Here is a 21,750-nt window from a genome sequence, read left to right as displayed (position 1 = left end):
GGCGGCCGGCCGTTGGGCGACGGCACAATCCGTCCACCGGCCGTGCCCGGTCGACACGCGGGCGGAGCTGCGGGTTGGTGCGCCGGAACGCACGGACGTCAGCCTTCCGGTCTCCGTCACGCGCACGTAGCCTCCGTTGGATGACCGGAGACAGCAGCAGGGCGCGGACGGCTCCCCGCACCGGGAGCCGGAACGGACGGGACTCCGCCCGGTCGGCCGCCGAGGACCGCGGCCGAGCCGAACTCGTGCGCGGCACACGGCAGTTGTTCGACGGGCCGGTGGGCGACGCGCGCGAGTCCCTGCTGCTGGCCGCGTCCCTGCTGGCCGCCGAAGCCCCCGACAGGGCCGAGGCCGCGCGCCTCTCCGCGGCGGACGCCGCCTGGGCCTCGGGCGACGTCCTGGCCTGTCTGGCCGTCCTCGACGGCACGGAAACCCCAGGACCGCGTACGGGAGCAGGCGGGCACGCCGCACCGCATACCGTCCCGGCGAACCCGACCGCTCCGCCCGCGGAGGGCGGGCGGCCGGAGCCGTACGGCTGCGAGCCGGAGCCGGGGTGGGCCCGCGACCCCTTCCTCCGCGACTACCGCGACGGTATGCGGGCTCTGCTGGCCCGGAGGCCCGAGCAGGCCGCCGGGCCGCTGCGGCGCGTGGTGGACCAGGCGCACACCGACGGCCGGCCGGAGCGGCTGCTGCGCGCCGCGGCGGCGGCCCTGCTGCTCGGGGACGTCCGCGCCGCCCGCGCCGCCGGGGCGCGCGCCCTCGCCGCCGCCCGCAACATGGGGTGCTCCGCGTCCGAAGCGCGGGCCCTGGAGTACCTGGCCTACGGCGAACTGCGCGCCGGCCGCCATGCGCAGGCCCGCGCCCACGCGGAGGAGGGCGTGCGCGCGGCGCTGCTCGCCGGCCACCGCAACACCGCGGCGAGCCACCACGCGATGCTCGCCCTGGCCGCCTCGATCGAGGGGGACACCGCCGCGGTCGCCGGTCACGCCTCGGCCGCCCTGGGCACCGCCCGTCGCCACGGCCTGGCCCAGGCGGCGGCCCTGGCCGAGTGGGCCACCGCCCGCGCCGACCTGGCCCGCGGCCGCCCCCTGGACGCCGCCGACCGGCTCGGCCCGCTCGTCGGGCCCGGCCCCCGGCGCGGTCACTTCGCCGTGTGGATGCTCGCCGTGCCCTGCTTCGTGGAGGCCGCGGTGCTCGCCGGGCAGCCGGAGGACGCGCGGCGGGTCGTCGCGGATCTCGTCCAGTGGGCGGCCTTCGGCACCGATCCACACGCGCCCGCCCAACTCGCGCGCTGCCGTGCCCTGCTGGCCGCTGAGGACAGCGAAGCGAACGACCTCTACCTGCGGGCGCTCGCCCTGCACGACGAGTCGGGCGGCGACTTCGAACGTGCCCGCACGGAGCTCCTGTACGGCCGGTGGCTGCGGCGGCGCCGTCGGCTGCGGGAGGCCCGTGGCAGGCTCGGAGCCGCCCTGGTCGCCTTCGAACGCTGCGGCGCCGGCGCCTGGGCCGACCAGACGCGGGGCGAGCTGCGCGCCAACGGGGCCGCGCCCGGCACGGAGCCGACCGCCGGACTGTCGCGGCTGACCCCGCAGCAGCTACGGATCGCACGCCATGTGGCCGAGGGCGCCACCAACCGGGAGGTGGCCCAGCGGCTGGCCGTCAGCACTCGCACGGTCGACTACCACCTGCGCAATGTCTTCGCCGCGCTCGGCGTGCGCTCCCGCATCGAGCTGGCCCGCCTGGTCGACCAGGAGAGCCGCTGAGCCCCCGGCCCGCTCGCTGCGACCCCACCGCACAGCGAGAAGAATGCCGCAGGACTCTGGGGACCGACCGGACGGTATGTCATTCTTCGAGGCAGGAATACCGGGTGACGACGGCCGTACGCGCAGCGCACCCGCCGGACGCCGCCGAGCCCGGCCCGCGCCGGGCGCTGCCGGAAGGCCGAAGTTGGGGGAGGACCGCGATGCATCCTGCCGCACGCACACGCACGACGTTCCGCGCCGGGCCGACCCCCGTTCCGCGGCCGCGGACACGAAGGATCCGGTCGCTGATCGACGCCGACGCGCTGCGCGTGCTGCACCGTGCGGCCCGGGTCCTGCTCGACGACCTGCCGGACCTGACCGACCGGCTGCTGGCGGTCCTGCGCGAGCAGGAACCGGCGTACCGCACCGCGCTGGAGAACGACCATGCCGCCACCTGGCAGGAGGTGTACCGCTCGCTGCGGCACAGCGTGACCTCGCTGCTCGACCCGCGCGGCACCCGTGAGGCCGCCCACCGCTGCACCTGGCGGATCGGCGTCGCCCGGGCCGAGCAGGGGCTGCCGCTGGACGCGCTGCTGCACGCGTTCCGGCTGGGCGGGTCCCTGGTGTGGCAGCGGCTGGTCGAGGAGACCACCCGCTCGGAACCCGAGGACATCCGGCTCCTCGTGCACGTGGCCACCGACGTGTGGAACTTCGTCGACGAGCACTGCACCCTCGTGGCGGACGCCTACCGGCAGGCCGAGCGGCAGCTGGCCTGGCGTCGGGAGAACCGGGTGCGGCTGCTGGCGGCGGCCCTCCTCGACGGCACGAGCCGGATCGCCGACCTTCCGGAGACCGCCGAGCGACTGCGCCTGCCGGAGCACGGCCGGTACGTCGTCGTCGCGGTCGCCGGCGGCCGGCCGCAGGACCCCCCGCCCGGCGGCAGCGCCTACTGGCACACAGGAGTGGAGGTCGACTACGGCATCGTCCTGGTCGGCGACGAGGGGGACGGGGAGGCCGACCGCGACTCCGTGGTGGCGTCGGCCCTGCCCACGGACGGCCCGGCCGGGTGCCGGATCGGCGTCGGCGGCGCCGTGGCGGGGCTGGCCGCCGTCGGCGACGCACGGCGCCTGGCCGACCTGGCCCTGAGCATCTGCCCGCCCGAGGGCGGCACGATCCGGCTCACCGAGCACCTGCCCGAGGCGCTGGTCGTCTCCTGTCCGGACCTGGGCGCGACCCTCACCGAGCGGGTGCTCGGCCCCCTGCTGCGGCTGGAGCCGGCCGACCGGGACGTTCTGCTGGACACCCTCGTCGCCTGGTTGGCCTGCGAGGGGTCCGCCCAGCGGGCGGGTGAACGGCTGTACTGCCACCGCAACACCGTCCTGAACCGGCTGCGCCGCTGCGAGCAGCTCATCGGCCGCTCCCTGGCGCGCCCGCACGACGTGGTGGAGATCAGCCTCGCCCTGACGGCACGCCGGCTGCTGCGCGGCTGACCGGACATCCCGCATCCGCCGACCCGGCGCACGCCCTCGTACGTTCCCGTGCCTCCGCGGCTGACCGGACATCCCGCATCCGCCCACCCGGCGCACGCCCTCGTACGTCCCCGTGCCTCCGCGGCTTCCGGCGCGCCCGCAACCGGGCGGCGCCGCCACCGACCGGCCCTTCCCTGGGCAGCCGCACAATCGCCGCCGACCCGCGTTGGGACCGCGCAGCCACCCGGCCCGAACACCTGTACCGCACACCCGCGCCCGTGCTGTCGTGAGCTGCCCTTCCCCCGAAGCACCCGTGCCCGACGGCACGGATCCGAGGAGCCGTGATGCCCGAAGCACCACCGGACGAAGAGGCCGCCCTGTACGTCGAGGGCCTCGACGTGACCTACGGCCGCGCCCTGTCCGCCCTTCGCTCCGTGTCCCTGACCGTCCCGCACGGCACGGTCGTCGCCCTGCTCGGCGCCAACGGCGCCGGCAAGACGACCCTGCTGCGGGCGGTGTCGGGCACCCTGCGCCTGCACCGCGGCGCGGTCACGGCCGGCCGTATCCGCTACGGCGTCACGGAACTCGACGGGCGCGACCCGGTGGCCGCGGTACGCGCCGGAGTCGTCCAGGTACCCGAGGGACGCCGGGTCTTCGCCGGACTCACCGTCGACGAGAACCTGCGCTCCGGCGGCCTCGGCCTCGGACGGCGCCGCCCGGACCAGGTCGCCGAGGCCCGGGACCGCGTCTTCACGCTCTTCCCGCGCCTCGCCGAACGCACCCGGCAGGCAGCGGGACTGCTCTCCGGCGGCGAACAGCAGATGCTCGCCATCGGACGGGCCCTCATGGCCGCGCCACGCCTGCTCCTGCTCGACGAGCCTTCGCTGGGCCTCGCCCCGCAGATGGTCTACCGGATCGCCGAGGTCGTCCGCGAGATCAACGCCCAGGGCACCGCCGTCCTGCTCGTCGAGCAGAACGCGGGCATGGCGCTGTCCCTCGCCGACACCGCCCACGTTCTCGAGGTCGGTGAGGTCCGGCTCTCCGGGCCCGCCGACGAACTCGCCCGCACCGACGCCGTGAAGCGGCTCTACCTGGGCGAGACCACCGAAGAAGGCACCGAGTCCGCGCAGAGAGCCGGAACCACCGAGGGGCAGGGAGCCGCGTGAGCGTCCGCACCACCGCACCACCCGAACTGGCCGTGACGGACGTGACCGTCCGGTTCGCCGGGCTCACCGCCCTCGACGCGGTGTCCTTCACCGTCGCCGCGGGCTCCGTCCACGCACTCATCGGACCCAACGGCGCGGGCAAGTCCACCTGCTTCAACGTGCTGTCGGGCCTGTGCCGCCCGGCCACGGGCACCGTACGGCTCGGCGACGCCGACCTGACCCGGCTCGCCCCGCACCGCATCGCCGCACTCGGCGTCGCCCGCACCTTCCAGAACATCGTCACCACCCAGGGCACGGTCGCCGACAACCTGATGCTCGGCCGCCACGCACTGACCCGGGCCGGGTTCGCCGCCGCCGCGCTGCGTCTGCCGCACGCCCGGCGCGAACAACGCGAACACCTCGGCCGGGCCCGCGAGATCGCCGAACTGACCGGCCTGGCAGCGCACTTCGACAGTCCCGTCGCCCTGCTCTCCTACGGGGACCGCAAGCGCGTGGAGTTCGCCCGCGCCCTGTGCCTGGAGCCGAGCGTCCTGCTGCTGGACGAGCCGGTCGCCGGGATGAACGCGGCCGAACGCGCCCGCACGGTGGAGGTCGTGCACGCCGTACGAGCCGAACTCGGCCTGACCGTCGTGCTGGTGGAACACGACATGGGGCTGGTGATGCGGCTCGCCGACGAGGTCACGGTCCTCGACTTCGGCCGCGCCATAGCCCACGGCACCCCGGACGAGGTCCGTCGCGACCCCGAAGTGCTGCGCGCCTACCTCGGCACCGGCTCCGAAGCGGAGGACGCGGCAGCATGACCACCCTCCTGGACAACGTCTTCAACGGCCTCGCCCTCGGCGCGGTCTACGCCCTGGTCGCCCTCGGCTTCGTCATCATCTTCAAGGCCTCCGGCGTCATGAACTTCGCCCACGGCTCCCTGCTCCTGCTCGGCGGCTACCTCACCGCCGTACTCCACGACGACCTCGGCTTCGCCGGGGCCCTCGCCGTGGCCGTACTGGCGACCGCGGCCGCTGCCGGTGCCATGGACCGCTTCCTGCTCCAAGCCGGCGGCGCGGACCCGCACGGCGCCCATGTGCAGACCATCGTCACCATCGGCGTCGACATCCTCATCCTCACCGACCTGTCGCGGCGTATCGGCGGCGACCTGCTCTCGCTCGGCGATCCCTGGGGCGACTCGGTCAGCGGGCTCGGGCCGGTGACCGTCGCGGACAGCCGGATCGCCGCGATCGTGGTCTCCGGCGTCGTCATCGCCGGTGTCTTCGCCCTGTTCCGGTACACCTCCTGGGGCCTGTCGCTGCGTGCCGCCGCCGAGGACGTCGAGGCGGCCTCCCTGATGGGCGTACCACTGGCGCGGATCCGCATGCTCGCCTGGTGCCTGGCCGGTGCGCTGGCCGCCCTGGCGGCGGTCTTCCTCGCCGCGTTCCCCGCACCCGGCCTGGAACGCACCACGGGGCAGATCGCCCTGAAGGCGTTCCCGGCGGCGATCCTCGGCGGGATGGCCTCACCGCCCGGCGCCCTCGCGGGCAGCCTGCTCATCGGCATGACCGAGGCGCTCGTCGCGGGCTACCAGTCCGATCTGCACGTCCTCGGCGAGGGGTTCGGCGACGTCGCCCCCTACGCGGTGATGGTGCTGGTGCTGCTGGTCAGGCCCACCGGGCTGTTCGGCGCGAAGGCGGCGGTCCGTGTCTGAGCGACTCTCCCGCACCCGCGCCGTCCGCCTGGGCCGGACCCTCGCGGTCGTCACCCTCCTGTGCGCGCTGCCCTTCTACCTCGACGCGTTCTGGCTGCGCATCGGCCTGTTCTCGATGGCGGCGGCCGTCGGCGCGGTGGGCCTCGGCCTGCTGTCCGGCACAGCCGGCCAACTCTCCCTCGGCCACGCCTTCTTCCTGGCCGTGGGCGCCTACGGCTACGTCTGGCTGGCCGGTGAGCCCGGGCCCGGTCTGCCGACCGCCGTGGCCGCCGTACTCGCGGTCCTGCTCGCCGGGGCGGCCGGCGGACTCTTCAGCCCCGTCGCCGGACGGGTACGCGGCATCTACCTGGGCGTGGCCACCCTGGCCCTGGTCTTCCTCGGGCATCACGTCCTGCTCACCGCGGATTCCGTCACCGGCGGATTCAACGGCCGCTCGGTGCCGCCGCTTGAGCTGGGCGGCTTCTCCTTCTCCGCGGACTCCGAACTGACCCTGCTGGGCGTGCCGTTCGGCGCCGAGGAACGGCTGTGGTACCTGGGACTCGCACTGTTCGCCGTCACCTGGTTCACCGCCCGCGGACTGCTCCGGGGCCGTCCCGGGCGCGCCCTGGTGGCGCTGCGCGACAGCGAGACCGCGGCCGCGGTGATGGGCGTGGACGTCTCCCGCTACCGCTCGGCGGCCTTCGTCGTCTCGTCGATGTACGCCGGCCTCGCAGGGGTGATGATCGCCCTCTCCTTCCGCCGCGTGGTACCCGACTACTTCGGCCTCGTGCTCTCGGTCGACTACCTCGCCATGATCGTCATCGGCGGACTCGGTTCGGTGGCCGGAGCCACCGCAGGCGCCGTTTTCGTCACGGCGCTGCCCCTGCTGATGACCCGCTACGCCGACCAACTGCCCCTCGTGGCCGCCCCCGGCACCACCGACGGCACGGTCGGCCCCACCGAGGCCGCCCGCTACCTCTACGGAGCGGCGATCGTCCTGATCCTGCTCTTCGCCCCCGACGGCCTGCACGGCCTGGTCCGCCGCCTGCGCGCCCGCCTGCGCCGGAGTCGAACCGCCTCATCGCCCCCACCCAGCACCTCGCCCACACCCTCACCCGCGTCAGCCGCACGAGCCAAGGAGCCCACCCCGTGAAGCCCACGCACCACACGCACCGCGCACTCCCCAGGACGCTCCTGGCCACCGCCCTCGCGGCCCTGCTGCTCACCGCCACCGGATGCAGCTCCAAGGCGAACTCCTCCAAAAGCACCGGCAACGGCTCCGACGGCGTCAAGACCGGGCCCGGAGTGACCGAGAAGACCATCAGACTCGGCGCCCTGACCGACCTCACCGGCCCCTACGCCACCCTCGGCAAGAGCATCGTGCAGGCCCAGCAGATGTGGGCGGACGAGGTCAACGCCCGCGGCGGCATCTGCGACCGGCGCATCGAGATCGTCGTCAAGGACCACGGCTACGACGTCCAGAAGGCCGTCACCGCCTACGCCGACCTCTCCGCGGACGTGGTGGCGCTGCCCCAGGTCATCGGCTCGCCCGTGATGGCCGCGCTGCTCGACGACATCGAGCGGGACAAGGTGCTCACCTTCCCGCAGGCCTGGGCCGCCTCCCTGCTCGACCGGGACTCCGTTCAGGTCCTGGGCACCACCTACGACATCGACATGATCGCCGCGGTCGACTTCCTCACCCGCACCAAGGGTCTGGCCGAGGGAGACACGATCGGCCACGTCTACTTCGAGGGCGACTACGGCGCGAACGCGCTGGAGGGCTCGCAATGGGCCGCGAAGAAGGCGGGGCTCAAGATTGCCGGTCAGAAGATCAAGGCGACGGACACCGACCTGTCCGCACAGGTCTCGGCCCTGCGCAAGGAGGGCGTCAAGGCGATCCTGATCAGCGCGGGACCGGCCCAGACCGCCTCGCTGGTCGGGGTCGCGGCCTCCCGCGGCCTGAAGGTGCCCGTCGTCAGCAGCGCCCCCGGCTACGCCCCACAGCTGATGAAGACACCGGCCGCACCCGCCCTCACCGCCATGCTCAACGTGGTCAGCGCCGCGCCCGCGGTCAGCTCCGACCTGGCCGGGGTGCGCAAGATGGTCGCCTCCTACAAGAACAAGTACCCGGACTCCCTGGTCGACTCCGGCGTGCTCTCCGGCTACAACGCCGCTCAGCTGATGGGCACCGGCCTGAAGAAGGCCTGCGAGAGCGGCAGCCTCACCCGCGAGGACGTGGTCAAGGCCCACCGCTCCCAGTCCAGCGTCGACGTCGGCCTCGGCACCGCACAGAACTTCTCCGACAAGGCACAGCCGGCGAGCACCTCGACCTATGTGCACAAGCCGGACGCCAAGGCGGTGGGAGCCGCGGTGAACGTGGAAGACGCCCACACCGCACCAGGCGTCAAGGAGTACCTCACCTCACGGACCTCGTGAATCCGGGTCTCAGCACGCACAGCCCGACCTCACCGGTGGGGGAATGACGGGACTGATCGGTATCGGGCTGCTCCTTCTGCCGTTCGGGCTGCGTATCCGGTACGTCGAGCGGAGCTTGAAGCGCAACGCGGTACGGGCGGTCACGACATGCGTCGACCGGGTCGGGATACCGGGCGGTGAGCCCGACTGCCCGGGGGCCTGTCGGGTCCGCCACTGAGAAGCGGACTCGTTCCGAACCGGTCCAGCCTGTCGATCGTCCGCTCGGCGGCGCTGAGGCTCCGCGCCCGCACATCCTCAGCCGAACTTCAGGATGCGCGGGGCGAAGGTGCCCTCGGGGCCGCCCGCGCGGCCGACCGACCACACCGTCTCCGTGCCCGGCACCGGCGCGAGCCGCAGCACCGAGGAGTCACCCTCCCCGGCCACCGCCGGTTCGCTGTACTCGGTGAACGACTGACCGTCCCAGGCAAGGAAATCCGGCCCCGGGACAAGCGGCGGAGAACTTCCCGGCGGACCCCACTTCTGCGAGCGGGCCACCGACACCCAGGCCAACCCGCCGGACGTGCCGGGCGCGAGCGAGGTGACCGAGCCGAAGGCGGTGGGCATGGTCACCCGGCTCCACGTCTGCCCGTCGAAACGGACGAGCAGGGGCGGGATCGGCTTGCCCGCCGGGCCGCCGATGAACCCGCTGGTGCCACCCGCCCACACCTCCGTCGGCGAGACCGCGAGCACACTGCCCACGGCCGCCCGCGGGAACCCGTGCACGATCGTCTGCTGCCACGCCTGCCCGTCCCAATGCGACACGGCCGCGCCCGCGTCGGTGCCGCCCGCGGCCCAGACGTCGTCGGCCGCCCGGATGTGCAGGCCGTACACGGAGCCCGGCGGCACCGGTACGTCCCGCCAGCCGTGCCCGTCCCGGCGCAGGAGAACCTGCACGCCGTCCCGCGAACCGATCAGCCAGGTCTCCCCGCCACCGGCGACGACCTGGGTCAGCACGACACCACGCGGCGCACGGCTCTCGTGCCAGGAGCCGTCGAAGCGGAGCAGGCGGGTGCCGCCCGCCGAGTCGCGGCCGACCGCCCAGACCGCGGTCGGTGAGGTCGCGGCGACGGACAGCAGCTCTCCCTGCCAGCCGATCCCGGGCAGACTCTGGCGATGCCACGCGGTTCCGTCCCAGCGCAGCACCAGCGGGAAGCCCGGCGCCTCCCGGCCGACGGCGTCGGCGCCCACCGCCCAGGCCCGGTCCGGCCCGAACGCCACGGTCTCGTTCAGCCCGGCCTGTGGTCGTACCTGCGCCGGGACCGGAACGTGCTGCCAGGACCGCGTGTCCGCCACGGCCGAGCTCAAGTTCGCCATGACGGTCATGGCGACGGCGAGGACCGCGACGAGAAGTCGGCGTGCCATGGTCAGCCTCCCAGCCGCTCGCTCATCAGGTTCGGTTTCGAGCCGTAGATCTCGACGGTCCCGAAGGACAGCAGTGAGGACCCGGCCCTCGCCAGCGCACGCGGCTTGACGTCGATCGCGTTCGTGCGTTCCGGGCCGTAGGAGAAGGTGGTGCGGAGGCCGTCCAGGGCCACCCGCGCGTACTTCGACCGGAACGCCCGGTCGCTGCGCACCGGCAGCCACAGCGCGCCGTCCGGGCCGCGCACCATGGCCTCGGTGTAGGTGTCGCCCAGCGGCGGGTACGTCGTGCGCCAGGCCGCCCCGTTCCACGTCATCAGGTAGGTGCGGGTCACGCCGTCGGTGTACCGGCTGCCGCCGATCGTGACCCGGCCGGACGGTTCGAGCAGGATCGTGTGCACGTTGCCGTTCGGCGGCAGCGGCACCTTCGCGTCCCGCCACGCCGTGCCGTTCCAGCGCAGGACGGCGGTCCCGGCACTGGTGTCCGCCCAGGCCCAGGCGTCGTCGGCGGTACGCGCGGAGATCCCCATCACGTACAGCACACCGTCCGGTGTGGACTGCGTGGTCCAGCCGGAACCGTCGTGGTGCAGCACCTTCAGCCCGGTGTCGTCCTCACCCACCACCCAGGCGGCACCCGGGACCGCGGCGAAGTCCTGGTACGTCCACAGGGTCTGCGGCAGCGGGACGGTGCTCCACCCTCCCGCCGACCGGCGCAGGATCTCACCTGTCCCCGCGCTGTTGCGGAAGACCCACATCTCCTCGCCGACGAACCGGACCTTGCCGAGCCGTCCCGGCTCACCGGCGCCGGGGAAGGTCGTGTCCCGGCTCCACACCGTGCCGTCCCACCGGTACAACACCGGCCGCAGTTCATCGGGAGTGTGCTCGTACCCGGTCGCCCACGCCTCGCCCGGCCCACGGGCGGCGAGGTCGGACACGGCCACCGGCGGGGCCGCCGCCGGCACCGGCAGCGCCGACCAGCCCCGCGTCACGGCCGCGGCCGGCGACACCACCGCGGCACACGCGATCACAAGGCAGACGATGACCGCGCGGAGCCCGTTCACGAGACCTCCCCAGAACGTGAAGGTCGCTCACCTTAATGTCGTTCACCACCCATGAACAGACGGCTGACAGCCAATCAGACGTCGAGTACGTGTGCAGAGCCACCGGACGTCGAAGGTGCCGATCACGCTCGCGTGGGTACACGGCGCGGCATGTCCGAGGTGATTCAAGCAGGTGGTTGGGGGTTGCTGGCAGGAAGTGCTCTCCTGCTGGGAGCGGCGTTCGGCTATGGGGTGCGCGTGCCGCAGAAGGTCATCGCGCTGGTGATGGCCTTCGGTGCCGGTGTGCTTCTGTCGGCCGTCTCCTTCGAGCTGGTCGGCGAAGCCTACGAGCAGGGTGGGCTGGGCCCGGCGGCTGTGGGGACACTGGCCGGAGCGGTGGCCTACACGGCGGGCAACCTGTGGCTGGCTCGGCGTGGCGCTCGCCATCGCAAGCGATCGGGCCATGACACCGGGCAGGCACAGCCGTCGGAGGCGGAGCAGAGCGGTTCGGGCCTGGCTCTGGCGCTGGGTGCGCTGCTGGACGGAGTACCCGAGTCGGCGGTGATCGGCGTGAGCCTGCTCGACGGAGGGACGGTCAGCCTCGTGACGGTAGCGGCGGTGTTCATCAGCAACATCCCGGAGGGCCTGTCCAGCTCGGCAGGGATGAAGAAGTCCGGGCGCGGCAAGGGGTACGTCTTCGCGGTATGGGGCGCCATCGCGGTCGCGAGCACGGTATCGGCGGTCCTCGGATACGCGGTCCTCGGGAGTTTCTCGCCCACCGTGATCGCGGGAGTGACGGCCGTGGCCGCCGGCGCGATCCTGGCCATGATCGCCGACACGATGATCCCCGAGGCGTTCCAGGAAGCTCACTTGGCGATCGGCCTGGTCACGGTCAGCGGCTTCCTGGTCTCGTTCGCCCTGTCCCACGCCTGATCTCCCGGAACGGCGGCGCCAGGCGCGAGGGGGAGCGCCTGGGTATGGTCCTCGACAGCCGACCCCGCCACCATGGGTGCCACGCGGGCGAGTCGGGGGAGGACGCGGCATGGCGGCGCCTACGGAACCACCACAGCCGGAAGTGTCGGACCGGCGGCCCGAACTGGACGCGATACGCGTGCTGGTGGTCGTCGGACTGATCTTCTTCCACTCGGCCCTGGTGTTCGCGACGGAGGGCGACTTCTACGTCACGAACTCCGAGACCACCGAAGTCGTCACCGTCATCGCCGGGTTCGGAGTGGTCTGGGCGATGCCGCTCCTGTTCCTGATCTCCGGCCTGGGGGCGTGGCATTCGCTTGAGCGGCGCGGCGAGAGCGCCTTCGTCGAAGAGCGTCTGCTACGGCTGGGAGTCCCCTTGCTCCTCGGGACGCTCCTCCTGAACCCGTTGCCGCAGTGGATCCGGCAACGCTCGTCCGACCCCGGCTACGACGAGTCGTACCTGCACTTCCTGCCTCACTTCTTCGATGTCCACGTGGAGCTCGACGAGTTCCCCTTCTTGATCCAGGGGGAGCACTTCGAGACCGGCCACCTGTGGTTCGTCGTGCTCCTCCTGACGTTCTCTCTCCTGCTGGCCTTCCTCCGCCGCCGGCTGCCGGGTGCGCCTGTCCGACGTGCCGTACATCGCGTGGCGGCTGTGGCCCTGCACCGGCGAGGCGTCCTGCTCCTCCCGGGCCTCGTCTTCGCCGCGATCTGTGCCTTCGTCGGCATGGAGGAGGGGTATGCGGGCTGGCACCGCTGGGCGTACCTGCTCTTCTTCGCCGCCGGCTTCGCCCTCGCCGCCGACGCTCGCTTTCGCACCGGCATGCGTCGCGAGGCACGTGCGGCGGCCTGGCTCGGCGTGCTGCTGTTCATGGCAGCGGCCCCCGGCTTCACCACGGCCGAGGACCCCTTCACGCAGACGACCCCCCTGGCCGTCGTTTCGCGTGCCCTCTTCGGGGCGGCCGGCTGGTGTCTGGTGGTCGCCATCCCCGGCCTCCTCGACCGTCCCCGCCGACAGCTGCCTCAGCGACCTGTGACGACACCGACCCGATCGCAGCGTCAGCGTGCCTACGGCTATGTCGCCGCCGCCGTACTGCCGTTGTACGTCCTCCACCAGCCGATCGTCGTCGCCGTCGCCTACTTCGTGGTGGGGTGGTCGCTGCCGATCCCGGTCGAGTACGTGGTGCTGGTGACGATCTCCCTCGTCCTGACACTGACCGCGTACGAACTGCTGGTGCGCCGGACGCGTGTGACGCGCTTCTTGTTCGGGATGCGAGCGTGATCATCCGGCCGCGAACATCGCCTCGCGTCGAGAACCCGCGAGCAGGATGAGTGGCGCGGCATGGCGTCGACGGTGCTCGTCGGATCACCCGAGGACGTCGTAGGTCAGGTGCGTCGCGGTCGATGTCGCGGTCACACTCCGCCGCACCAGCGTGCGCGGTGCTCCGCCGGTGAACAGTGGGGTCCCGGCGCCCAGCACGACCGGCGCGAGGTGCAACGACAGCACGTCGACCAGCCCTGCGTCGAGCGCCGAGCCGATCGTGGCGCCGCCGCCCATGAGGACCACGTCGAGGTCCTCGCCGCAGGCCGACGACGCCGCCTCGGCTCGCTCGCGCGCGGCGGCGACGGCGTCGGGCAGACCGGTGGTGACGAACGTCCAGTCGAGGTCGGTGAGCCGCACCGAATCCGGCGGCGCGCTCGTCACGACGACGAACGCGGGCTTGCCGACCTCGCCGGCGCCGTAGCCGGTCGTGTCGTCCCAGCCTTTCGGCCCGTCGACCAGGTCGAAGAGACGGCGGCCGAGGACGACGGCGCCCGAGCGGGCCGTCGCCTCGCGCAGGATCCGGCGGTCGTCGGGGTCGTCGGAGAACGCCCAGGTGTGCAGGGCCTCGCCGCCCGTGCCCAGACCGTTGTCCGGGCCGGGGCCGGGCCCGGTGACGAAGCCGTCGAGGGAGATGGAGATGTCAGCGATGATGCGCGTCATACCAGGGCAGACTCGGTCCGCCGCCCGAACTCATCGCTCACCCGTGCGGGCACCTCGGTAGCAGCGCCCTTCATGAGCTCATTGGTGCTGGGAAACGGAACCACCGAGAGATGCCGGCCGTAGCTGCCCTGAAGACGGAACGGGCACGCCTGCTGGGACGACGAGGCGCCCACCGACCCCGTTCGACCACGTCTACCGGGACATGTCGGCGATGCGGTCCGCGGAGACGGGTGCGCCGGCGGTCCGGGCCTCCAGGGCGTGCAGGACGGCCACCATGTCCTCGCCGCCGTGCCCCTGCTGAACGGCCTCGTCGTAGAGGGCGTGGCACACGTCGAGGAGCGGGGACGCCAGGTCGGCCCCGCGGGCGGCCTCGGCGATCAGGCGGTTGTTCTTCAGCACGTCCGCGGCGGCTGCCTGGACCGAGAAGTCGCGCTCCAGCAGTTTCGGCGCCTTGACCCGGGAGACGGCGCTGGCCATGGGACCCGCGTCCAGGACGTCCCGGAGAAGGCGCTGATCGAGCCCGTGGCGCTCGGCGAAGTGGAACGCCTCGGCGAGTCCCGTGACCACGGTGATCAGGAACAGGTTCACCGAGAACTTCAGCAGCAGCGCGCCCGGGACGGCCCCGCACACGAACGTCTCCCGGCACACCGGGGCCAGCAGGGGCCGTACGGCCGCCATGGCGTCGTCGTCGCCCGCCAGCATCCCCACCAGTTCCCCCCGCTCGGCGGGGACGCGGCTTCCGGAGACCGGGGCCTCGACGTAACGCCCGCCCGCGGCACGGATGTCGTCCTGGAGGCTGCTGGAGTACTCGGCCGAGGTCGTGCCCATGTGGACGACGGTACGGCCGGCGACCCGCCGGGCGAAGTCCGGGGTGCCGCGCCTCAGCACCGCGTCCACGGCCGTCTCGTCGGACAGCATGAGGAACACGGTGGCCGCCCGACGAAAGACGTCGGCCGGGCCCGCCGCCACCTCGGCGCCGGCGGCGTGCGGCGGTGCGCAGCGCTCGGGGGTGCGGTTCCAGACCACGAGTTGTGTCCCGGCACGAGCGAGGTTCAGCGCCATGGGCTGCCCCATGACTCCCAGACCGATGAAACCGACGTACATGACGCACCGCCTTCTCCGGCTCGTGCGGAGGCCGAGCCGCCGCCGTCCCCCTCGACTATGACAGCCGTCATAGTAGCCGCGGTTATGACGGCGGTCATAGGGTGGAGCACGGGACAGTCGAGCGACATGGGTGCTGGAGGTCGACGATGGCGAAGGCCGAGCGGGGACCGCGCGAGCGGATGGTCTTCAGCGCGGCCCAGCTCATCCGGCGCGAGGGAGTCGCCTCCACCGGCATGCGCGAGGTGGCCGTCGACGCCGAAGCGCCACGCGGCTCGCTCCAGCACTACTTTCCCGGCGGCAAGACGCAGCTGGTCGACGAGGCAGTGGGCTGGGCGGGCGGATACGCGGCAGACCGGGTCGCCCGTTTCCTGGCCGCGCTGCCCGAGCCGACGCCCAGCAGGCTGTTCGCCGCGATGGTGCGTCAGTGGACGGACGAGTACGAGGCTGCCGGCTTCGCGGGCGGCTGCCCGGTGGCGGCCGCCACGGTGGACTGCGCGGAGTCGGTCTCCTCCACGCGGGAGGCCGCATCCGCCGCCTTCGCCACCTGGACCGGTGCGGTCGCCCAGGCCCTGACCGGCATGGGCGTGCCCGAGGAACGGGCCGGCGCACTCGCCACGCTCATGATCAGCACTCTGGAGGGGGCGATCCTTCTGGCCCGGGCCGAACGGGACGTCCGGGCCCTGACGACCGTGGCGCGGGAACTCGGGCCCGTCCTCGACGCGGCCGTGCGGTGCTCGAAGCCCTCTGGGCGGCGCCCCGGCGGCGCTACTCCTGGTACTGCGTGAGGTCGATGCCGTACACCGCCAGGTCGTGGCCGTGGAGCGGGTGTTGTGCGGTGCCTTCCGCCTCCATGCCGAGTTTGTCGAGCACGTTCCTGGAGGCCCTGTCGCCTGCTCGGCACACGGCGGCCACGTGATCGAGGCCGCGGTCCTGAAGGGCGAACTCCAGCGTGGCGTGCGCCGCTTCGGAGGCGTATCCCTGCCCCCAGAACACCCGCCCGAGCCGCCAGCCGATCGCCACCCGGCCGGCGATCTCGGCCGGAGCGTCGGCCACCGACAGGCCGACGGCACCCGCCAACTCACCGGAGCCCAGGAGCTCGACCGCGAACATCCCGAACCCCTCCTCGTCCCACTCCTCCTCCCACGCCTCGATGTCCTCGGCGGTCTGCTCCAGGGAGCGCGGCCTGCCGTCGCCGATGCCCTGCATCACCACGGGGTCGGCGTGGATCTCCGACAGGGGGACGAGGTCGTCATCGAGCCATCGGCGCAGGACAAGGCGCGGTGTGCGGATTTCGGTCATGGGCCCATCCTTGCCGACGCGGCTCCGGGAGCGCGAACTGCGGCCCCGCGACCAGGCGGCCGGCGCGGTCGCCGTTGTCCTCATCGCCGACGCGGCGTCCGCCGAGCACGAGGGGAGAGCCGTCAGGTGCCGTGCTCCGCCGGGACCGGCCGCAACGGTGCGATCATGCCCGCAACCACCAGGAGCAGCACCGCCACCGCGATGTCGAGCAGCGCTCGCCCTGTGCCCAACGGCACCAGCGGCAGCGTGCCGAGCACACCACTCGGACTCCTGAGTGCTCGAGGCCGGCATCCGCGCGAAGGCCCGCAACGTGTTGGCTGCGAACACCATCCGCTGCTCCTCGCCGTACAAGGCCAGGCGCGCCGCCGTCAGGTGCCGCTCCAGACCGGGGCGTCCGTGCCCCACCGACCCGAGGGGCGTGCCCAGTTCACCGGTCCTCCCTCGTACGACACCGGTGGCAGCGCGTGCCGCAGCCGGCCCATGGGGCTGTCGGTCTCGGTCAGCCGACGCTCCGCGTCGAAGCCGTCTTCCTCGCCCGGAGCGGGGGCCAGGTCGTGGATCAGCCAGTGCGCAGTCTGCGCGAGGGCCAGGCGGACCAGACGGGTGCCACCTGTGCGGTGCTGCTCGGTGAGCGCGCGCAGTACCCCGGCCGCCAGCAGATACCCCGTGCCGTGGTCGAGAGCCTGGGCGGGCAACGCGCCGGGCGAATCCGGCGAGCCCTCCAGCTGCGCGATGCCGGTGGCCGCCTGGACCAGGCTGTCGAAGCCGCGCCGCCCGTGCCACGGCCCGTAGGAGCCCCACGCCGACAGCTGGGCGATCACAAGGCCCGGTCGGCGCCCGGCGAGCGCCTCGGGCGCGAGCCCGAAGCGGTCCAGCGCGCCCGGCCGGTAACCGGTGACCACCACGTCCGCCTCGTCGAGCAGCTCCTCGAAGACGCGGCGCCCGGTGCGGTCGCCCAGGTCCACCGTGGCCGAGCGCTTCCCCATCCCCGTGTCATGGTGGGCCTCCTCGATCTCCGGCAGCTGTGGAGCGTCGATCCGCAGCACGTCCGCGCCGAGCAGCGCGAGCGTTCGGGTGGCGACCGGCCCGGCGAGCACCCGGGTCAGATCCAGGACGCGCAGCCCCGTACACGGCAGTGCGGCGTCACCGAGCACCCGGTCCGGGGCGTCGCCGACGCGCGCCGTCGTGAGCAACGGCTGCCCCGCGACCAGGACTCCCTGCTCGCTCTCGGCCCACTCCTGCGGGCCGTGTGCCGCGACGGCCAGACCGCCCGCCGCGTACACGGTGTCCTCCACCTCCAGCGCGGTACGCCCGGCGATCTCCCCGGCCACCGCTTTCACCGCCTCGTCGCCGGCGTCCCCCGGCACCCCGAGAGCGGAGAGCAGCCGGGCCCGGTGGTGCGGATAGTTGGCGTGCGTGCGGACCCATCCATCGGCCGCCCGCCAGAACCGCGACAACGGCGCGAAGGTCGACCAGGCTCGCCCGTCGACCCGCACCAGCCGGTCGCTGAGGAAGGCCGTCGCGACCGACTCGTCGTCGACTCTCACCAGCGGCACAGGTCGCCCCGTGCGTACGGAAGTGAGCTCGGCGGCCGCGAGCGAGCACACCGCGACGGTGGCCCGCGCCAGCTCCATGACGGGCAGCTGGGCCGGCAGACCACCGGACGGCCCGCCGTACACGATCCGGTCGAGCAGGGAGGCATCGGCACCCAGTGCCGACCAGGCTTGCGACGTACCTGCGGAGATCGAGGGGTCCACCTCTCCACTATGGCACTGAGTGCCATAGCTGGGGAGGGGTCCCGGGCACCCGCTTGCCGGCAAGTGGCACCGCTGCCCGCGCAGTGCGCAGGTGTGGGCGAACCAGCCCCCCGTGTTATTCAATGAGGTGTGCGGTCAGGGATCTCGGGGCCCCGCCGCACGGGTCCGCACACTGCCCCGGCACCGCGCCGGGGACTGCTGAGAGAGCCGCATGGACTCCACACCCTCGCCCTCGTCCTCCTCGGCGTTCGACCTGGTCAGTCGCGCCCTGGGGCGTTACATCCCGCGCGGCGGAGCGGCAGGCACCCGCACACAGGCCTCCGAGAACCCGGCAGCCGGCCGCCAGGAGCAGATCCTCGGAGCGGTCAACCTCGACAAGGACCTGACCATCACCCGCTGCAATCTGGACGCCCCCGTGTTCGCTGGTCTGGACGCAGCGGCCGGGAAACCATTCGTCGATCTCCTGCCTCCCGGGGACGTACCGACGGTCACACGGCGGTTGCGGCAGGTCGTGGAGACGGGAGAGGCGCACGTCGCCCGTATCCAGCGTCTGCGGCGTGGCGACGGGTCGGAGCTCGTGGTCTCGATGAGCGTCCTGCCCGCCGCGGCGCCCGAGGAGGGGCTGACCGTCTCCGTGATCGCCATGGCCAGGCGGCTGCACCTCTACGCCGCCGAAACCGCGATCGGCACCTCACTGGACATCGGCGAGACCGCGCAGTCGCTGGCGGAGTCCTTGCTTGCGTGGGGAGACGTTGCCGCCGTCGATCTCGACTTCGCCGTGTGGACGGGCGAGGGGGTCCCCGGGAAGGCGCAGGGGCGCATCAGACTGCGGCGGGCGGCGCTGGTGCCGGGCCGGGCATGGCCCGAGGGATATGTGACTCCGGGCAACGACCTGCCCGGCGAGGCGAGTCGTCTGCTGGCGCAGGCGGTGCTGCGGGACGACGCCCCGCAGACCATCGTCATACCCGACCGGGAGGCGGTCGAGCGCGTTCTCGGCAGCCCACGGGTCGTGCGTGCCCTGGTGCCCGGTGACCGGTCGGCGGGTGTGGCGTGCATACCCCTGGTCCTGGACGGCGCGCCGCCCGTCGTACTGGGTGTGGCGGAGGTCTGGCGGCGGGCGGACTGCCCCTTCCGCGACAGCGAGCTGTTCGACCTCCAGGAACTGGTGGCCAGGACCGCCCACCACGTCGACCTGGCTCGCCAGCACCAGCGCGAGCACACGCAGGTGCTGGCGTTGCAGCGCCGGCTCCTGCCGCGGACCGGCGGCGCCACGATCGAGATCGCCAGCGTCTACCAGCCCGCCACCCCCGACAGTGCGGGCGTCGGCGGCGACTGGGTGAACAGCTTTCCGCTGCCTGACGGACGTACCGCGCTGGTGGTCGGTGACGTCGTCGGGCATGGCCTGGGAGCCGCGGCGACCATGGGCCAGCTGAGCATGGAGGCCCGCGCGCTGCTGTCCGCGGGGCTCGCGCCCGACGAGGTGCTGGAGCACCTGGACGAGACCGTGTCGTTGCTGGACGACGCGGAGGCAGGGCTGGCGGCCGGCTACAGCGCCCTCGGGTCGACCTGCTGCATCGCCCTCTACGACCCGGTCAGGCACGACGTGGCCCTGTCCAGCGCCGGCCACCTCCCCCCGGTCCTCGCCACCCCGGACGGGCACGCGGGCCCGCTCCCGGTCCGCCCTCACCCCGGCCTGGGCGCCGAGTTCGCTCTGCGGGAGCCCTTCGACGTGTACACGTTCGCCGCGCCCCAGGGCTCCCTTCTCGCCCTCTACACCGACGGCCTGGTGGAGGATCCCGCCCTGTCGATCGACGAGGGCATCAGCAGGCTGGCGGACGCCGTGTCCACGGTGCACCCCTGGGACGCCCTGCAGCGGGCCGCACGGCACGTCGCCTCCGCGCTGGCTCCCGCGCACCAGCGTGACGACGTCACCCTGCTCCTCGCACGGATGATCGGCTACCGCAAGGAGGACACGGCGACCTGGCGGCTGCCCGCCCGCAACGACGCCCCCGCCTGTGCCCGCGCACAGGTCTCCGCTCAGCTGAGGCAGTGGCACACCAGGGACGACACCCGGTATCGCGTGATGCTGCTGGTCAGCGAGCTGGTCACGAACGCGGTGCGCTTCGCCACCGGTCCCGTCACCGTTCGGCTGATCAGGTCCGGTCACGGCCTGCTGTGCGAGGTCGGCGACACCGGCAACGGCAGGCCGCGAGTGAGGCGGGTGGACCTGCTCGCCGACGGCGGCCGTGGTCTGAGCATCGTGCACCGGCTCACCACCCGGTGGGGGGTGCGGTGGACCGACACCGGGAAGGTGGTCTGGGCGGAGGTCGCCGGGTGACCCGGCTACGCCCGGAGGGTACGCGGTGAGGGCACGGACGTCCTCTGCGCCGGCCCGGGCAGCGGCATCGCGCTACAGCCACACGCCTTCCAGGGCGGTGGCGGTGAGACCCGGGGCCGCCGCGTACAGAACGGCGCGATGGCCGGGCTTCTGCTGCCCGGCGTCATACGCCCGCCGCAGGATGTCGAACACGGCGGCGCCTCCGCGGTTGCCGCTCGTGTAGCTGTCCCGGCTGTAGTCCAGCAGCCCCGACGGCCACGTGTCGGGCATCGTCTGCTCCATGTACTCCAGCACCCGGGTCCCCCCGGGGTGCGCGAGCAGCACGTCGGGATGCCAGGAGTCGGGGTCGTCCTGGTACCGGAGCCGCAGCCACTCCCACATCGCGGTGACCGTCTCCTGTACGGCGCGCGGCCCGCGCCGGTCCATCACGAAGTGAGTGCCGTCCGCCCGCGTCTCCAGGCGGTGCAGGTCCTGGGTGCCGGGCAGGGTGTGGTGCCAGGCGGCGTCCAGCCGCAGCACCGACTCCGGCCTGGGGCGCCCGGTGACCACCGCGGCGACAGCGGTGTCCGCGAACAGCAACCGGACGATCAGGGACTCGAGGGTGTCGTCCGCGGGCTGGTAGGTCGTGCTGAGCGCCTCCGCTATGACGACGAGGACCACCCGGTCGGGGTCCGCGGCCACCAGATCCGCCGCCAGCGCCAGGGAGCGGGTCCCCGCGATGCAGGCCCACTGCGTGGCCGGCAGCAGCATCACGTCGTTGCGGAGCGGAAGCCTGTTGGCCAGGGCCATGTCCAGGCCCGGCAGCGCCGGGGTGGTGGAGTGACTGGTGATCAGGCAGTCGATGTCCGCGGGGTCCAGCCCGGCTGTCTGCAGGGCCCCGCGCGCCGCGTGCTCCCCGTAGGACTGCACGGCCTCCCAGGCCGGCGCCGTGCGCTCCTGGACGGTCTGCGGCGCGGGTACGGTCTCGAGGGCGGCTATCACGCGGTCCACGTCCTGCCGGGTGAACCCCTCGCGTGCCAGAGCCTCTTGGGCCGGCTCGGCGCCGACGGCCTGCAGACCGCTGCCCTTGCCGGGCGCGACGGCGGCCTCCAGCGGCAGCATCCAGCCGCGGGTCTCGATGCCCGTGGCGGCCGCGATGCCGTCGATCCGCGGCGCCCACGCCGCCTGCGGATGCCGGTCCCTCACCTCCGCCACGATCTGGCTGGTCTTCACGGTGTGCTTGCCGTGTATCACGGCAGGGGGGCAGAGGTAAGCGGCCATGATGGGGCACCTTCCGAGGGAGACAGGGGAATGTCGCGAGTGATGTGCCATGGGTCACTTTGCAGCTACGCGCCCAAGAGGATGCCGATGAGCCCCCTTTGGGGAACCGGTAT

General features: G+C 72.9%; 18 protein-coding genes and 1 pseudogene. 11 read left to right on the top strand and 8 right to left on the bottom strand.

Annotated elements, in window-relative coordinates:
• Nucleotides 1-116 precede the first annotated feature (116 nt).
• The 7 genes and pseudogenes from ACIRDU_RS28600 to ACIRDU_RS28570 form a co-directional block, all read left to right on the top strand.
• Nucleotides 117-1,763 (top strand): annotated as a pseudogene (locus ACIRDU_RS28600) (LuxR C-terminal-related transcriptional regulator); the annotation flags it as partial.
• Nucleotides 1,764-1,963: 200 nt separating this feature from the next.
• Complete coding sequence (locus ACIRDU_RS28595) at nucleotides 1,964-3,232, top strand: PucR family transcriptional regulator (RefSeq protein ID WP_403584448.1); 1,269 nt, start codon at nucleotides 1,964-1,966, stop codon at nucleotides 3,230-3,232.
• Nucleotides 3,233-3,555: 323 nt separating this feature from the next.
• The gene (locus ACIRDU_RS28590) at nucleotides 3,556-4,377 is read left to right on the top strand and encodes an ABC transporter ATP-binding protein (RefSeq protein WP_403584446.1); all 822 of its coding nucleotides are present in this window, start codon (nucleotides 3,556-3,558) and stop codon (nucleotides 4,375-4,377) included.
• Nucleotides 4,374-5,177 (top strand): ABC transporter ATP-binding protein, encoded by an 804-nt coding sequence (locus ACIRDU_RS28585; RefSeq protein ID WP_403584443.1) that lies wholly within the window; start codon nucleotides 4,374-4,376, stop codon nucleotides 5,175-5,177. Before ACIRDU_RS28590 ends, ACIRDU_RS28585 begins: the two co-directional genes overlap by 4 nt.
• Nucleotides 5,174-6,070 carry a branched-chain amino acid ABC transporter permease gene (locus ACIRDU_RS28580; protein WP_403584441.1) on the top strand — a complete coding sequence of 299 codons (897 nt, stop codon included), beginning with the start codon at nucleotides 5,174-5,176 and terminating at the stop codon, nucleotides 6,068-6,070. The genes ACIRDU_RS28585 and ACIRDU_RS28580 overlap by 4 nt, the downstream gene beginning before the upstream one ends.
• Nucleotides 6,063-7,202, top strand: a complete 1,140-nt coding sequence (locus ACIRDU_RS28575) for a branched-chain amino acid ABC transporter permease (RefSeq protein WP_403584439.1) — start codon at nucleotides 6,063-6,065, stop codon at nucleotides 7,200-7,202. The genes ACIRDU_RS28580 and ACIRDU_RS28575 overlap by 8 nt, the downstream gene beginning before the upstream one ends.
• Nucleotides 7,199-8,485 carry an ABC transporter substrate-binding protein gene (locus tag ACIRDU_RS28570; protein WP_403584436.1) on the top strand — a complete coding sequence of 429 codons (1,287 nt, stop codon included), beginning with the start codon at nucleotides 7,199-7,201 and terminating at the stop codon, nucleotides 8,483-8,485. Before ACIRDU_RS28575 ends, ACIRDU_RS28570 begins: the two co-directional genes overlap by 4 nt.
• Nucleotides 8,486-8,779: 294 nt before the next feature.
• Here the strand turns inward: ACIRDU_RS28570 and ACIRDU_RS28565 are convergent, their stop codons facing one another.
• Nucleotides 8,780-9,886 (bottom strand): hypothetical protein, encoded by a 1,107-nt coding sequence (locus tag ACIRDU_RS28565; RefSeq protein ID WP_403584434.1) that lies wholly within the window; start codon nucleotides 9,884-9,886, stop codon nucleotides 8,780-8,782.
• A gap of 2 nt (nucleotides 9,887-9,888) precedes the next feature.
• Nucleotides 9,889-10,944, bottom strand: coding sequence for a hypothetical protein (locus ACIRDU_RS28560; protein ID WP_403584432.1), 1,056 nt, complete (start codon nucleotides 10,942-10,944; stop codon nucleotides 9,889-9,891).
• A gap of 150 nt (nucleotides 10,945-11,094) precedes the next feature.
• Between ACIRDU_RS28560 and ACIRDU_RS28555 the strand changes: the two genes are divergently transcribed.
• Together ACIRDU_RS28555 and ACIRDU_RS28550 are read left to right on the top strand one after the other, a co-directional pair.
• Nucleotides 11,095-11,856, top strand: coding sequence for a ZIP family metal transporter (locus ACIRDU_RS28555; protein ID WP_403584429.1), 762 nt, complete (start codon nucleotides 11,095-11,097; stop codon nucleotides 11,854-11,856).
• Between the two features lie 109 nt (nucleotides 11,857-11,965).
• Nucleotides 11,966-13,177, top strand: a complete 1,212-nt coding sequence (locus tag ACIRDU_RS28550; RefSeq protein ID WP_403584426.1) for an acyltransferase family protein — start codon at nucleotides 11,966-11,968, stop codon at nucleotides 13,175-13,177.
• 84 nt (nucleotides 13,178-13,261) lie between these two features.
• On the opposite strand, the gene ACIRDU_RS28545 is transcribed toward ACIRDU_RS28550, so the two are convergent.
• Nucleotides 13,262-13,879 carry a dihydrofolate reductase family protein gene (locus ACIRDU_RS28545; RefSeq protein ID WP_403584423.1) on the bottom strand — a complete coding sequence of 206 codons (618 nt, stop codon included), beginning with the start codon at nucleotides 13,877-13,879 and terminating at the stop codon, nucleotides 13,262-13,264.
• Between the two features lie 192 nt (nucleotides 13,880-14,071).
• The gene (locus tag ACIRDU_RS28540) at nucleotides 14,072-14,983 is read right to left on the bottom strand and encodes an NAD(P)-dependent oxidoreductase (RefSeq protein ID WP_403584420.1); all 912 of its coding nucleotides are present in this window, start codon (nucleotides 14,981-14,983) and stop codon (nucleotides 14,072-14,074) included.
• A gap of 146 nt (nucleotides 14,984-15,129) precedes the next feature.
• Here ACIRDU_RS28540 and ACIRDU_RS28535 point away from each other — a divergent pair, with 146 nt between their 5' ends.
• Nucleotides 15,130-15,768, top strand: a complete 639-nt coding sequence (locus ACIRDU_RS28535) for a TetR/AcrR family transcriptional regulator (RefSeq protein WP_403584418.1) — start codon at nucleotides 15,130-15,132, stop codon at nucleotides 15,766-15,768.
• Here the strand turns inward: ACIRDU_RS28535 and ACIRDU_RS28530 are convergent.
• The 3 genes from ACIRDU_RS28530 to ACIRDU_RS28520 all read right to left on the bottom strand — a co-directional run bounded on the left by ACIRDU_RS28530 (nucleotide 15,749) and on the right by ACIRDU_RS28520 (nucleotide 18,039).
• Complete coding sequence (locus tag ACIRDU_RS28530) at nucleotides 15,749-16,282, bottom strand: GNAT family N-acetyltransferase (protein WP_403584415.1); 534 nt, start codon at nucleotides 16,280-16,282, stop codon at nucleotides 15,749-15,751. The two genes, ACIRDU_RS28535 and ACIRDU_RS28530, sit on opposite strands and share 20 nt — an antisense overlap.
• A 122-nt stretch (nucleotides 16,283-16,404) precedes the next feature.
• Nucleotides 16,405-16,539 carry a hypothetical protein gene (locus tag ACIRDU_RS28525; protein ID WP_403584413.1) on the bottom strand — a complete coding sequence of 45 codons (135 nt, stop codon included), beginning with the start codon at nucleotides 16,537-16,539 and terminating at the stop codon, nucleotides 16,405-16,407.
• Nucleotides 16,540-16,650: 111 nt separating this feature from the next.
• Complete coding sequence (locus tag ACIRDU_RS28520) at nucleotides 16,651-18,039, bottom strand: CoA transferase (protein WP_403584411.1); 1,389 nt, start codon at nucleotides 18,037-18,039, stop codon at nucleotides 16,651-16,653.
• 211 nt (nucleotides 18,040-18,250) lie between these two features.
• Here ACIRDU_RS28520 and ACIRDU_RS28515 point away from each other — a divergent pair, with 211 nt between their 5' ends.
• The gene (locus ACIRDU_RS28515) at nucleotides 18,251-20,377 is read left to right on the top strand and encodes a SpoIIE family protein phosphatase (RefSeq protein WP_403584408.1); all 2,127 of its coding nucleotides are present in this window, start codon (nucleotides 18,251-18,253) and stop codon (nucleotides 20,375-20,377) included.
• Between the two features lie 72 nt (nucleotides 20,378-20,449).
• Here the strand turns inward: ACIRDU_RS28515 and ACIRDU_RS28510 are convergent, their stop codons facing one another.
• Nucleotides 20,450-21,637, bottom strand: a complete 1,188-nt coding sequence (locus tag ACIRDU_RS28510) for a type III polyketide synthase (RefSeq protein WP_403584405.1) — start codon at nucleotides 21,635-21,637, stop codon at nucleotides 20,450-20,452.
• Between the last annotated feature and the right edge of the window lie 113 nt (nucleotides 21,638-21,750).

It is taken from the genome of Streptomyces sp. NPDC093598 (assembly GCF_044764825.1).
Classification (GTDB): Bacteria; Actinomycetota; Actinomycetes; order Streptomycetales; family Streptomycetaceae; genus Streptomyces.
Note: the sequence above shows the minus strand (reverse complement) of the source record. Positions and strands in the feature narration are given on the sequence as shown.